The sequence below is a fragment of the Bradyrhizobium sp. CAR08 genome, from assembly GCF_052871955.1.
Map to the genome: position 1 here is coordinate 1 of NZ_JBIXJX010000020.1, position 13,118 is coordinate 13,118.

12 protein-coding genes are annotated in these 13,118 nt (G+C 63.9%); 7 read left to right on the forward strand and 5 right to left on the reverse strand.

The annotated features are described in order from the left end of the window. Window positions 1-344 precede the first annotated feature (344 nt). Window positions 345-779 (reverse strand): MarR family winged helix-turn-helix transcriptional regulator, encoded by a 435-nt coding sequence (locus tag ACIPUD_RS31905; protein ID WP_007599198.1) that lies wholly within the window; start codon window positions 777-779, stop codon window positions 345-347. A gap of 178 nt (window positions 780-957) precedes the next feature. Between ACIPUD_RS31905 and ACIPUD_RS31910 the strand changes: the two genes are divergently transcribed. From ACIPUD_RS31910 to ACIPUD_RS31940, 7 genes are all read left to right on the forward strand, one after another. Next, complete coding sequence (locus tag ACIPUD_RS31910) at window positions 958-2,145, forward strand: substrate-binding domain-containing protein (protein WP_085384113.1); 1,188 nt, start codon at window positions 958-960, stop codon at window positions 2,143-2,145. Between the two features lie 174 nt (window positions 2,146-2,319). After that, a complete protein-coding gene (locus ACIPUD_RS31915) occupies window positions 2,320-3,834 on the forward strand; it encodes an amidase (protein ID WP_446482238.1) in 1,515 nt (504 codons plus the stop codon). Between the two features lie 108 nt (window positions 3,835-3,942). Then, window positions 3,943-4,800 (forward strand): branched-chain amino acid ABC transporter permease, encoded by an 858-nt coding sequence (locus ACIPUD_RS31920; protein ID WP_446482239.1) that lies wholly within the window; start codon window positions 3,943-3,945, stop codon window positions 4,798-4,800. A gap of 4 nt (window positions 4,801-4,804) precedes the next feature. Continuing rightward, on the forward strand, window positions 4,805-6,022 hold the full coding sequence (locus ACIPUD_RS31925) for a substrate-binding protein (protein ID WP_018452916.1): 1,218 nt from the start codon (window positions 4,805-4,807) through the stop codon (window positions 6,020-6,022). 6 nt (window positions 6,023-6,028) lie between these two features. Further along, window positions 6,029-7,135, forward strand: a complete 1,107-nt coding sequence (locus ACIPUD_RS31930; protein ID WP_446482240.1) for a branched-chain amino acid ABC transporter permease — start codon at window positions 6,029-6,031, stop codon at window positions 7,133-7,135. Then, window positions 7,122-7,856 (forward strand): ABC transporter ATP-binding protein, encoded by a 735-nt coding sequence (locus ACIPUD_RS31935; RefSeq protein ID WP_018452918.1) that lies wholly within the window; start codon window positions 7,122-7,124, stop codon window positions 7,854-7,856. Before ACIPUD_RS31930 ends, ACIPUD_RS31935 begins: the two co-directional genes overlap by 14 nt. After that, window positions 7,849-8,544: a branched-chain amino acid ABC transporter ATP-binding protein gene (locus ACIPUD_RS31940; RefSeq protein ID WP_446482241.1), complete on the forward strand. Its 696-nt coding sequence runs from the start codon at window positions 7,849-7,851 to the stop codon at window positions 8,542-8,544. The genes ACIPUD_RS31935 and ACIPUD_RS31940 overlap by 8 nt, the downstream gene beginning before the upstream one ends. 186 nt (window positions 8,545-8,730) lie before the next feature. Here the strand turns inward: ACIPUD_RS31940 and ACIPUD_RS31945 are convergent, their stop codons facing one another. The 4 genes from ACIPUD_RS31945 to ACIPUD_RS31960 all read right to left on the reverse strand — a co-directional run bounded on the left by ACIPUD_RS31945 (window position 8,731) and on the right by ACIPUD_RS31960 (window position 13,081). Further along, a complete protein-coding gene (locus ACIPUD_RS31945) occupies window positions 8,731-10,278 on the reverse strand; it encodes a L,D-transpeptidase family protein (protein WP_231189755.1) in 1,548 nt (515 codons plus the stop codon). Window positions 10,279-10,690: 412 nt separating this feature from the next. Then, window positions 10,691-11,653 (reverse strand): acetyl-CoA carboxylase carboxyltransferase subunit alpha, encoded by a 963-nt coding sequence (locus ACIPUD_RS31950; RefSeq protein WP_007599220.1) that lies wholly within the window; start codon window positions 11,651-11,653, stop codon window positions 10,691-10,693. Between the two features lie 281 nt (window positions 11,654-11,934). Beyond that, entirely contained in the window at window positions 11,935-12,918 is a 984-nt protein-coding gene (gene xerD, locus ACIPUD_RS31955; RefSeq protein ID WP_018452921.1) for a site-specific tyrosine recombinase XerD, read from the reverse strand. A gap of 16 nt (window positions 12,919-12,934) precedes the next feature. Beyond that, on the reverse strand, window positions 12,935-13,081 hold the full coding sequence (locus ACIPUD_RS31960; RefSeq protein WP_035669499.1) for a hypothetical protein: 147 nt from the start codon (window positions 13,079-13,081) through the stop codon (window positions 12,935-12,937). Window positions 13,082-13,118 lie beyond the last annotated feature (37 nt).

Consider the following 13,118-nt stretch of genomic DNA (forward strand, 5'->3'; position numbering starts at 1 on the left):
GCGAGATGGCAGGCCGTTTGACAAAAGATTGACAGCGCAGTTTGCAGAGCTGCAAGCTACTGAAACAATTCCGAGATTTTACTTCCCGTGCAAATACAAGCACTGCCACGGGCGGTACGCTTAGCGATCAGGTGTGAGGTGCGACGTCGGCGCCTCACATTCCACTGTCGTCGCCCGGTTTAGCCGGGCGACCCAGTACGCCACGGCTTCTCGGTTCAATCACGTCAGTCTCTGGAATACTGGATCGCCCGATTAAATCGGGCGATGACATCGAGTATGGGGCGCGCGGCTCCATCTCCTTCGCCGGGACGACCGTGTGGAGAGAGCTTGCTAAACACGCCAGCTCAATTCGAGCTGTCGATCAAGCTCTCCAGCAGCCGCTTCAATTCGCTCGTCGATTTGTCGCCGTAGCTCTCGAGGATGTGCTCTTCCTGGTCGACCGCGAGCGAGTTGAGCTTCTTGCTCAGCACCTTGCCGCGATCGGAGATGAACATCAGGACCTTGCGGCGGTCGTTCGGGTCCTGCACGCGGTAGACCAGCGTGTCCGAGACCATGCGATCGATCATCTTGGTCAGCGTCGGATGGTTGAGCAGCACGGCATCCGCGAGCTCTCCCATCGAATGGCCGTTGCCATCCGACAGGACTTTCAGAATGCGCCACTGCTCGACGGGCACGCCTTCCTTGCTCAACCGCAGTTCGAGCTGCCGGTTGATCTCCCGGTTGGCTTGCGCGAGCAGGTACGCGAGGTGTTCAGTGATCGGGGTGTTCGGTTTTGCCACGGCTAAGACTTTGTCTTGACCCAAATGAGTGAATGTCTTGCAATCGATGCTGCATCTATATGCACTTCAATTCTTGAATATTCAATATTTTCAAAATAGGATATTGCCCAACAATAGGGCGGGTGCCGCGGCCGCCTGCTGAATGAGCTTTCAAGTCTGGTATCAGACAGGAGTTGGCGTGCGCGCGACGGTAAACTTCCCGGCTCACGGCGGTCCGGCGTTACCGCCGTCCTTGCTGTTCAGGAATCTGTCGCCCGCGGCAGCGGATTTCGACCTGTCGCCGGCTGATGCGCATTTCATGAAGCGCCGCGGCGCACACAACAAGCTCCGCATCGGGGGCTTCATTTGCTGCACCGGCTCGCCCGGTGTCTGGGGCCCGTGCGCGACAAGCAGCGCGCAGCTCGCGGTCGCCGAGATCAACAAGCGCGGCGGCATTCTCGGGCGCGAGATCGAGCTTTCGATCTACGATGCCGGCGGGCCGCTCGACGGGATTCTGAGCCGCGCCGAGCAGGCGATCGCTTCCGATGAGATCGACCTCATCGTGGGACTGCATACCAGCGCGGTGCGTGTGGCGCTGCGCAAGGTCACGACCCGCCACCGTATCCCCTACATCTATACGCCCGTCTACGAGGGCGGCGAGCAGACGCCGGGTGTCATGGCGATCGGCGAGACGCCGCGCTGGCAGAGCCGCCCCTCCATCCACTGGCTTGCCGACGTCAAGAAGGCGGCGCGCTGGTACCTGATCGGCAGCGATTATGTCTGGCCCTGGCAGTCGCACCGCGCGGTGAAGCGCTACATCAAGGAGGCCGGCGGCCATGTCGTCGGCGAAGAGTTCGTTCCCCTCGGCGAAGACAACCACGAGCCGCATCTGGAGCGCATCCGTGCCGCGAGGCCTGACGTCGTCCTGATCTCGTTGATCGGCACCGACAGCATCACGTTCAATCGCGCGTTCGGCGAATGCGGCCTCGGCGCCACGACGCTGCGGCTGGCCGGGGCGATGGACGAGACCGTGCTGCTCGGAATCGGCGCCGACAACAGCGAAAATCTGTTCTGTGCCTCCGGCTATTTCCCGGGCATCGGATCGCGGGCCAACGACGACTTCCAGAGCCGCTATCGCGCGATGTTCGGACCGAACGGCCCCCCGATCGGCTCGCTCGGTCAATCCAGCTATGAGGGACTGCGCTTCCTTGAGGCCGTGGCAAACAAGGCGGGCACGTTGGCGATGGGGCCCATGCTCGCGGCCGGCCGCAACATCGTCTATGGCGGCGCGCGCGGTCCCGTCACCGTCAGGAACGGTCATACCCGGATGCAAATGTATCTCGCCGGCGCGGATGGCCTCGATTTCAAGCTGATCAAACCGATCTGACGCCGGCGCCCCATCTGCAAACGCCCGAATCCAAAATAATACTTGAAAAGGAAAATATTTCCGTCTGTAATATCGAGGTAGAGCCGATGGGCGCGCGCCGCACACGCGCGCCAATGAGGCTCCAATGCCAGGGATTCCAATTCCAGGGATCAAGAAGCCTTTGAGGAGAGCGCCGTGACAGTTGTCCTTCCCACGCCAGCCCAATTGCGCAGTGTCGCCGACCAGTGCGGCCTTTCGCTGACCGACGACGATGTCGCCTCGTTCCGCGGTCTGATGCAGGGCTCGATCGAGGCCTACAATCTCGTCGGAGCCATGCCGGACGAGGTGCCGGAGGTCAAATATCCGCGCACGCCGGGCTATCGGCCCTCGCCGGAAGAGAACCCGCGCAACGCCTGGTATCGCAAGTCGACCGTGAAGGGTGCGGCGAGCGGCAAGCTCAAGGGCAAGACGGTCGCCCTGAAAGACAACATCATGCTCGCCGGCGTTCCCATGATGAACGGCTCGGCGACGCTCGAAGGCTACGTCCCCGATTTCGACGCCACCATCGTCACCCGCATGCTCGATGCCGGCGCCGAGATCGCCGGAAAAGTTCATTGCGAATCCTTCTGCATGTCCGGCGGCAGCCACACCAATGCGGTCGGCGCCGTCCACAATCCGCACAAGATGGGCTATTCGGCCGGCGGCTCGTCGTCAGGCAGCGGCGTCGTCGTCGCGCTCGGCGAGGTCGACATGGCGATCGGCGGCGACCAGGGCGGTTCGATCCGCATGCCGTCCTCGTTCTGCGGCACTTATGGCATGAAGCCGACCTGGGGCCTCGTGCCCTACACCGGCATCATGCCGATCGAGGTGTTCGTCGACCACACCGGCCCGATGACGGCGACCGTCGCCGACAACGCGCTGCTGCTGGAGGTGCTGGCCGGTGACGACGGCTACGATCCCCGCATCAAGGCGCCCAAGGTCGAGGAGTACACCAAGGCGCTCGGCCAGGGCGTCAAGGGCATGAAGATCGGCATCCTCAAGGAAGGCTTTGAGCAGGCGACGGCCGAAGCCGCCGTCAACGAGAGCGCGCGGGAGGCCGCAAAGCGTTTCAAGGATCTGGGCGCCACGGTCGAGAACGTTTCGATCCCGATGCATCTCATGGGCCCCGCGATCTGGACGCCGATCGGCACCGAGGGCATGACCCAGACCATGATGTATGGCGACGGTTATGGGCTGAGCCGATCCGACCTCTATTCGACCACTCTGATGGATTTCCATCGGGGTTGGCGCCGGCAGGCGGATTCCCTGTCCGAGACCACAAAGCTGTTCCTGCTGCTCGGCACCTACATCAACAACACTTTTGGTCCGCGCTATTACGGCAAGGCTCTCAACATTTCCCGACGCCTGACCGCGGCTTACGACAAGGCCTTCAAAGACTACGATTTGCTGCTGCTGCCGACGACGCCGATGAAGGCGACGAAGCTGCCGGAGCCCACGGCCAGCCGCGAAGACTATGTCGCGCGTGCGCTGGAGATGATCTCCAACACCGCGCCGTTCGACATCACCCATCATCCGGCGATGTCGCTGCCCTGCGGCATGGTCGACGGCCTGCCCGTCGGCCTGATGCTGGTCGGCCGCATGTTCGAGGAATCCACCATCTACCGGGCTGCCCACGCCTTCGAGCAGATCGGCGACTGGAAGAAGATGTGAGCGAGGCATTGATGCGGGCCAACGGAACAGGGAAGCGTTTTCGGACGCGTCAAGACAACGAGCCGGAGCCCCGTTCCGATTCCTTCGGAACGGGAAAGGCTCCGGCGCATGGCTAACGCGTTCGTCGCGGCGTTCGAGATCCTGAGCTTCGGCGCGATCATCGTCCTGATCGTGCTGGGGCTCGGGATCATCGCCAGCATGATGGGCATCTTCAACTTCGCGCAGGGCGAGTTCGTCCTGCTCGGGGCCTACATCACCTATCTTGCCTACGCCAATGGCCTGCCGATCTGGGCCGGCATGGTCGCCGCGCCCTTCGTCGTCGGCGCGCTCGGCTTCGTGCTGGAGGCGCTGATCATCCGACGCTTCTACGCAGCCCCCATCGTCGCCATGCTCGGCACCTATGCGCTCGGCCTGATCATCCGCGAATCCGTGCGCGGCCTGATCGGCGGCTTCTATCTCACCGTGCCGGAGCCGATCGGCGGCTCGATCGACATCGGCGCCATGCACATCTCGGCCTGGCGCTTCACCATCATCATCATCACGGCGCTGGTGATGGGCGGCTGCTATCTGCTGCTGGCGCGCACCAGCTTCGGCCTGCGCGTGCGCGCTACCCTGGAAAATCCTTCGCTGGCCCGCGCCTCCGGAATCTCCACGCCGCTGATCTACGGCGCCACCTTTGCGTTCGGCGCGGCGCTTGCCGGCCTTGCCGGCGCACTGATCGTGCCGGTGTTCAGCCTGTTCGCCGATCTCGGCCTGCGCTTCCTGATCCAGGGCTTTGTCGCGGTCATGGTCGGCGGCGTCGGCTCCTTCATCGGGCCGGTCGCGGGCGCCGGCGTCATCGGCACGCTCAGCGCCGCGCTGCCCTGGGTGATGGCGCCCGTCGTGGCCGATGTCCTCGTCTTCGTTCTCGCCATCGTCTTCATCAAATTCCGGCCGCAGGGCCTCATCGCTGGAAAAGGGGTTTAGTCACATGTCCGATCGTTCTCAGCTCTCCCGTCGCCGGTTCCTTTCGAATCTCGCCTTTGCCTCCGGTGCAGTCGCAACCGGCGTCGGCAGTTGGGTGATCCCGGCGCCCTGGGCCAATGCGGCCGAAGCCCCGATCAAGGTCGGCATCGCCACCGACCTCACCGGGCCGATTGCCTACGCCGGCAATGCCGACGCCAACGTCGCCAAGATGGTGATCAAGGAGATCAACGCCGGCGGCGGTCTGCTCGGCCGCCCGCTCGAGCTCTTTGTCGAGGACACCGCCTCGAACGAATCCGTCGCGGTCGGCAACGTCCGCAAGCTGATCCAGCGCGACAAGGTCGACATGGTATTGGGCGGCATCACCTCGTCGATGCGCAACGCCATCAAGGACCCGATCGTCGCGCGCGGCAAGACGCTCTACATCTATCCGCAGCTCTACGAAGGCAAGGAGTGCACGCCTTATCTGTTCTGTACCGGGCCGACGCCGGCGCAGCAGTGTGACGAGTTCATTCCCTGGCTGATCAAGAACGGCGGCAAGAAGTTCGCGCTGCCGAGCGCCAACTATGTCTGGCCGCACACGCTCAACGTCTACGCCCGCAAGGTGATCGAGGCCAACGGCGGCGAGGTCGTGTTCGAGGAATACTATCCACTCGACCAGGTCGACTTCTCCTCGACGGTCAACCGCATCATCTCCAACAAGGTCGACGTCGTCTTCAACACCGTCATCCCGCCCGGCGTCGGTCCGTTCTTCAAGCAGCTCTACGAGGCCGGCTTTCTCAAGAATGGCGGACGGCTGGCCTGCGTCTACTATGACGAGAACACGCTCAACATCAATCAGGCGGCCGAGATCGAGGGTCTCGCCAGCTGTCTCGATTATTTCAAGGTGCTCACCAAGGAGAACCCGTTCGACGCAAAAATCCAGGCGGCCTACGAGAAGGATTTCCCGGGCAACTTCCTGTTCGCTGCCGGCAGCGCCGCCACCGGCACCTATCGCGGCCTGAAGCTGTGGGAAGCCGCCGTCAAGGAAGCCGGCAAGGTCGATCGCGATTCGGTCGCCGCTGCGCTCGATCATGCCAAGATAGCCGAGGGTCCCGGCGGACCTGCCGAGATGGTGCCGGGCAAGCGCCACTGCAAGATGAAGATGTACACCGCTGTCGCCAAAGGCGGGAACTACGAGATCGTCGGACGCAGCGACGGACTCGTCGATCCCAAGGAATGCTAGAGTCGAATGCCGAAAGCGATGGGCGCAGTGAAGCAGGCAGTCCCCGCCGAGATCGGCGGGGAGCAGAACGTTGCCATGGTTGAACACGGATCAGCAGGGCAAGCCGGTTCGGTGCGGAAAATCCTGCCGATCGTGGAGGGCGTCGTGCTCGTCGTGGCGCTGCTCGCCCCGCTGGTGCTGCAGGACTACCTCACGGTGTTCGCGACGCGTGTGATCATCCTCGCGCTGTTCGCGCTGTCATTCGACCTGGTGTGGGGCTATGCCGGCATCATGAGCTTCGGCCAGGCGCTGTTTTTCGGCTCGGCCGGCTATGGCGTGGCGCTGCTCGCGCGCGATCTCGACATTACCAACATCTTCCTGGTGCTGCCCGCGGGCACCATGATCGGGCTCACCTTTGCGCTACTGCTGGGCGGCTTCCTGCTGCTTGGACGGCATCCCTCCAGCGTGATCTTCGTCTCGCTGGGCACGCTGACCGGATCCTACGCCGCCGATCGGCTTGCGCGCGGCTGGTACTATCTCGGTGGCCAGAACGGCATCCCCTCGATCTCCTCGATGACGCTCGGCAGTTACGAGTTCTCGGAAGGGCCGCCGTTCTATTATCTCGTGCTTGGCCTGCTCGTCGTGGTCTATCTCCTCTGCCGCTTTCTGGTGCGCTCGCAGTTCGGGTTGGCGCTCGCGGGATTGCGCGAGAACGAGCAGCGCATCGCCTTTTTCGGCTACAAGGCGCAGCATGTGAAGGCGATCATTTTTGCGATCGGAGGCGCAGTGGCCGGCCTCGCCGGCAGCCTCTATGCCTTCCACGAAGGTTTCGTCTGGCCCAACATGGTCGGCGTCGTGGTCTCGACGCAAGTGGTGCTCTATGTGCTGTTCGGCGGCTCCGGCACGCTGATCGGCGCCGTCATCGGTGCCGTCATCGTTGAGGGCGTCAGCTTCTGGCTCTCGGACAATTACCGCGAGGTCTGGCCGATCATCCTTGGCGTGCTGCTCCTGCTGGTGATTCTGTTCCGGCCGCTCGGCCTGATCAGCTTCGTGCTCGGCGAGCGCGAGCGGGTCGGCAGCTTTGGTGGCAAATCCAGGAAGACCGGGAAGGAGAAGCGCGATGCCGCTCCTTGAAGCCAGCGGCGTCAAGAAGATCTTCGGGAAGCTCACCGCGCTCGACGGCGCCGCGCTGACCGTCGGCGAGAACGAGTTTCACGGCCTGATCGGCCCGAACGGCTCCGGCAAGAGCACGCTGATGAAGTGCATCGCCGGCGCCGAGGTGCCGACACAGGGCAAGGTCTCCTTCGTCAACGCCGATATCACCGCGTTCACGCCGACCGAGCGTGCCCGCGCCGGTATGAGCCTGAAATTTCAGATCACATCCGTGCTGCCGACGCTGACGCTCTACGACAACATTCTGCTCGCGCTGCAGGCGCAATCCTCGCTGTTCGATCTCGTGTTCTCGCGCACGCGCGGGCTCTTGCACGATCAGGTCATGACCATGCTGACGCAATTTCGCCTCGCCAACCGCGCTTTCGACGCGGCGGCGGCGCTGTCGCACGGCCAGCAGCAATGGCTGGAGATCGCGATGGCGCTGGCCTGCAAGCCGAAGCTTCTGCTGCTGGACGAGCCGACCGGCGGCATGAGCCTGGAGGAGCGCCGCGTCACCGGTGAATTGCTGCAGCCGATCAAAAAACATTGCTCGCTGGTCATCGTCGAGCACGATCTCGATTTCATCCGCGACATCTGCGATCGTCTAACCGTGCTCGACCAGGGCAAGGTGCTGGCGTCCGGCACGGTGTCGGAGATCCAGGCCAACAAGGCCGTCCAGGAGATCTATTTGCGCCGTGCCTGAATTTTTGGACATCAAGCATCTCGACGCCGGCTATGGTCGCAGCCAGGTCCTGTTCGACGTCAACCTCGGCATTCCCTGGCGCGGCGGTGTCGCCGTGCTGGGCCGCAACGGCGCCGGCAAGACCACGCTGATGAAGACCATCGTCGGCGAACTGCCGGCGTGGAAGGGCGAGGTCGCCTTCGATGGCCGCGACGTCAGCCGCCGCGCGACCCAGGAGCGCGTGCGCGCCGGCATCGGCTACGTGCCGCAGGAGCATTCGGTGTTCGCGCGCCTGTCGGTGCGCGACAATCTCGCGGTCGGGTCGCTCGCGAGCAGGAAAGCCGACGCGGTCGAGCACGTGCTGACCATCTTCCCAAAGCTCGGCCAGCGCCTCGACCAGCCCGCCGGCACGCTTTCCGGCGGCGAGCGCAAGATGCTCGCCATCGGCCGCGCCATGCTGGGCGATCCAAAACTTCTTCTGCTCGACGAGCCGACCGAAGGCGTCTGGATCGGCGTAATCGAGGAGATCACCGAGCGCCTGATCGAGCTTGCGAAAACCATCGCCGTCATCATCGTCGAGCAGCACCTCGACCTCGCGCTCCGCGTCGCCGATTACGCCTACGTGCTGGACCGCGGCCGCGTCGCGCTGCAAGGCGAAGCGGGCGAGGTGAGGGGCAATCCGGAGCTGCTGCGGTATCTGGCGCCGTAGGGCGCGCGTGAAGCGCGTCGCTCTCACACCGAACTCGGCTGTCATGCCCCGCGAAGGCGGGGCATCCAGTACGCCGCAGCTTCTCGATCGATAAGGGGTGCCTCTGGAATACTGGATTCCCCGCCTTCGCGGGGAATGACGGCGTCAGGCTGGGATGGATCGAAGAGATTAAGCGGAGCGCCCGCTTTACTTCACCGCCCCAAACCGGCTGTCGAACGAGTTCGATTGCACCACCGGCGCGGCGCCCATGATCTGGGTCGCTTCACCCGCGCCATCCGACACCGACGGCTTCAGCGTCGGGCGGGTTGCGGCGAGGCGGGTGTCGGGCTTCGCAGCTTCGGCGGGTTTGGCAGCGGCAACAGCCGGCTTCGGTGCATCCTTCGCTGCGTCCTTGGACGTGTCGCGGCCCGGTACGAACCGGGTCACCGCGGCCTTCAGCCGGGACGCTGCGGTGGGCGGCGTCGTGGTCGTCGTTGCAGCCGGAGCGACGGATGCCGTGGCCTGCGGCGGCGGCGTGGTCGCCGTGGCGTCGGCATTGCCCACACCCATCTTGCGGCCGAGATTGGAGAAGAAGCCGGATTTCTCGGGCGGAGCTGCGGTGGCGACGCGGGCGCTGGCGGCGGGCGCGCTGACGGCGACGACCGGCTCTTCCTGCGGCGAGGGCGCGGCTGCATCGAGATTCGGCTTCGGCGGATTGACGTGTCCAGGGATGGTGCCCGGCGCCTTCGCCATCGCCAACATCTGGAGCGTGGTGCCTTCGGCGCCCTCCGACAGGCCGGTCGAGCCTTCCGGAATCTTCGCGGCAAAGATCTTGTTCATGCCGCCGTCGATGCCGGTGTTCATGCGCGCAACGGGCGTGCCGCGCGAAACCAGCTTGTTGTACTCCGCCTGGTCGCGCGCATCCTTCTCGCGCACGGCGCTGGCGATCTCCTCGGGGATCACATAGGCCGGGCACTTAGCGGACGCGTCGAACACCGGATCGCGCTTGGCGTCGGGCGGCTTCGCCGCGTCGAACACGTACTTCTTCTCGCAGAAATCGACCTTCGGCTCCTGCCGCGTCACCTCGAAATGATCATAGCCTTCCTTGATCATCTTCCAGAACGGCATGTTCGGATTGTTCCGGTGCTTGGCCATGTTCACCGGCGTCATCTTGAACGGATAGGCCTGCAGCTGGAACGCCTTCTGGCCGCCGAAGAAGGATTCGCGCCCGAGCGAATAGATCTCGGCGATCTGCTCGTCCGTCATCGCGTAGCAGCCGCGCGACGAACAATCGCCATGCACCATCAGCTGCGAGCCGCTGCGGCCCAAAGCCTTGTCGAACGCGTTCGGATAGCCCGTGTTGAACGACAAATAGTACGCCGATTGCGGATTCATCTGGCCCGGATTGATCGAGTAGAATCCTTCCGGCGCCTGACGATCGCCTTCGCGCACCTTCGGGCCGAGGTCGCCTGACCAGCGACAGATCGGATAGGTCTTGAGCAGCGCGAACTGGCCGTTGCGGGTCTGCTTCCAGACCTCGAGCTCGGCCTCCTGCTTGAACAGGCGCACCAGGATCGGTGATTGCAGATCCATGTTCTTCTCGACCATCGCGGCGAGAAGCTTTGGCGGCACCGGCTGGTTGGCCTTGGCATTGGTCGCGAGCGAAACCTGGTCGGTGTCGCAGCCGGCCAGCACGAAGCTGGCGGCAAGCGCCACCGAAACCAGAAACGCGCGAGCAAGCGAACGAGAAATCAAGATGGACCCCACACCGTCCAACGCATCGCGCGCAAACCCCAATCTTGAAGCATGATCCGACCGGAGACCGGGACCCGTCGCGACGGGCTTTTTCGCAATCACGCTCCAGCGCTTATGCCCTGAAGCCATTGATTAAAATTCTAACCTCTGGGTCATGTGGTCGCAACCCGCACGGGGATCACGAGCCCGTTGGCCCAAAGGCGTGGTCAACGAAGACTTAAACTGGGCTGAAACTTGGGCCTTTCGGCCAAACCAGCACTGAGATCGCTGATTTGGGCAAAAAAAGGGTTAACGCGGGGTTACCGGGGGCCTCCGGGACGGTTTGGCCGGCCTCAAATTCAGCGTCGTCTCGGCGAAAGCCAGGACGACGGCGGAGGGGGACGCGTCCAACGGGCCCCAAAGCCCGCCCGAATCAGCCCAGTTTCCGGCCAATATCGAGGAATTTCTGCCGCCGATGCTTGCGGATGGCGTCCCCGTCCAGACCCCGGAGTTCGTCAAAGGCCTTGGCAATGGCGTCGCCCGTGGTGGCGATCATGGCGGCGGGGTCGCGATGGGCGCCGCCGACCGGCTCCTTCAGGATGCTGTCGATCACGCCGAAGCGGAGCATGTCCTGGGCCGTGATCTTCATGTTGTTGGCGGCTTCCTGCGCCTTGGAGCCGTCGCGCCAGAGGATCGAGGACGCCGCCTCGGGCGAGATCACGCTGTAGATCGCGTGCTCCAGCATCAGGACCTTGTTGGCGGTGGTGATGGCGATGGCGCCGCCCGACATGCCCTCGCCGGTGATGATGGCGACGTTCGGCACGGTCAGCGCCATGCAGGCATCAGTCGAACGCGCGATCGCCTCGGCCTGGCCGCGCTCTTCCGCGCCGATGCCGGGATAGGCGCCGGCGGAATCGGCGAGCGACAGCACCGGCAGGCCGAACCGCTCCGCCATCTCCATCAGCCGCACGCATTTGCGATAGCCCTCGGGCCGCGCCATGCCGAAATTATGCTTGATGCGGCTCTCGGTGGAATCGCCCTTTTCCTGGCCCATCACGCAGATGGCCTCGCCGCGGAAGCGGCCGAAGCCGGCCACCAGCGCCTCGTCCTCGCCGAACTTGCGATCGCCGGCGAGCGGGGTGAACTCGGTGATCAGGCCCTTGATGAAGTCGTTGAAATGCGGCCGCTGCGGATGCCGCGCGACCAGCGTTTTCTGCCACGGCGTCAGGTTCAGATAGAGGTCGGCCATCGCCTGCGCCGCCTTGTCCTCGATCCGCCCGATCTCCTCGGCGATGTCGCTGCCGGAGGCCGCAAGCGTCCGCAATTCATCGAGCTTGGAATCGAGCTCGGCGACGGGCTTTTCGAAATCGAGATAGCTGCGCATCTGGTCTGGCATCAACTCAATATAGGGAGGACGGGGCGAGGCGGCGAAGCGGATTCGATGTCGCGGAAAGAAGTGTAGGTTCGTCAATGAGTTGGCTTGTGTGCTCGCAACGAGCGCAGGCCAAATCATCGTGAGGCCCCGGCTCTTTCTGCGGAGATGTGGCCGAAGTCAAGGCGGTTTCATCGTTCCAGTACCGTAGCCCGGATGAGCGAAGCGATATCCGGGGCAGGTCGCCCGATCGTCAATCCCGGATGTCGCTTCGCTCATCCGGGCTACTGCAGCTACGGCAGCAACTATTTCTCCGCCAGCGGGTGCAGGTCGCGGACCAGGCTCTTCAGCCGCTCCTCGACCACGTGGGTGTAGATCTGGGTCGTCGAGATGTCGGTGTGGCCGAGCAGCGTCTGCACGATGCGCAAATCGGCCCCGTTGTGCAGCAGGTGGCTGGCGAAGGCGTGGCGCAGCACGTGGGGGGAGACCAGCCGGGCCTGCAGGCCCGAAGCGACCGCGAGCTCCTTCAAGTCGCGGGCAAAATGCTGCCGCGTCAGATGCCCGCTCTCGCCGAACGAGGGGAACAACCATTTGGAGGCCGCCACGCGGTTCTTCTTGTCGGTCTTGTTGTTGTCCTTGGCCGCCTCCGTCGCCGCGAGATAATCGGCCATCGCCTGGCGCGAGGCCTCGTTGAGCGGCACCAGCCGTTCCTTGTTGCCCTTGCCGCGCACCACGATCATGCGGGCGTCGCGCTTCGCGGCCGTACGTGGCAGCGCCACCAGTTCGGAGACGCGCAGGCCGGTGGCGTAGAGCACCTCGAGCAGACAATAGAGTCTCAGGGCGCGCAGCCGTTTCGAGAGCGAAGCATCCTCCGCCTCGCTCAATTCCTTGGCGCGGCGGAGCATGCGGTCGACATCGGCAATCGACAGCACCTTCGGCAGGCCGCGGCCACGCTTCGGCCCGGACAGGATCGCCGCGGGATCGTCGGTTCTGATGCGTTCGTTCAGGAGGAAGCGATAGAGATGCCGCATCGCCGATAGCCGTCGCGCGACGCTGGTGGACTTGAAGCCGCGCGTGTCGAGATCGGCGAGATAGTCGCGCAGCGTCTGTGTTTCCGCGTCCGCGAATGCATGGCCGACGCGGCCGAGAAACTCGGAGAAGTCGGTGAGGTCGCGGCGATAGGCGTCGAGCGTATTGGGGCCGGCGCCCTGTTCCGCCGCGAGCATGTCGAGGAACAGGCCGGTGAGTTTTGTGTCTGAGGACTTGTTATCGGAAGATCTGGCACGCATGCCCGCAGCCTAGCTGCTATTTCTTGAGAAACTTATCCGGCGGGATCGTCACCGTCATTTCCCGCGGCTTGGGATTGACGAAGTTCGCCAGCGCGAAGACCACGCCATAGACGATGCCGGCGATCACGGCGACGACCGTCAGGAAGCGGAACAGGCTGGGCATCGGCAGGATCTCGGAGAGGGTCTCGGTCAGGGGCTTG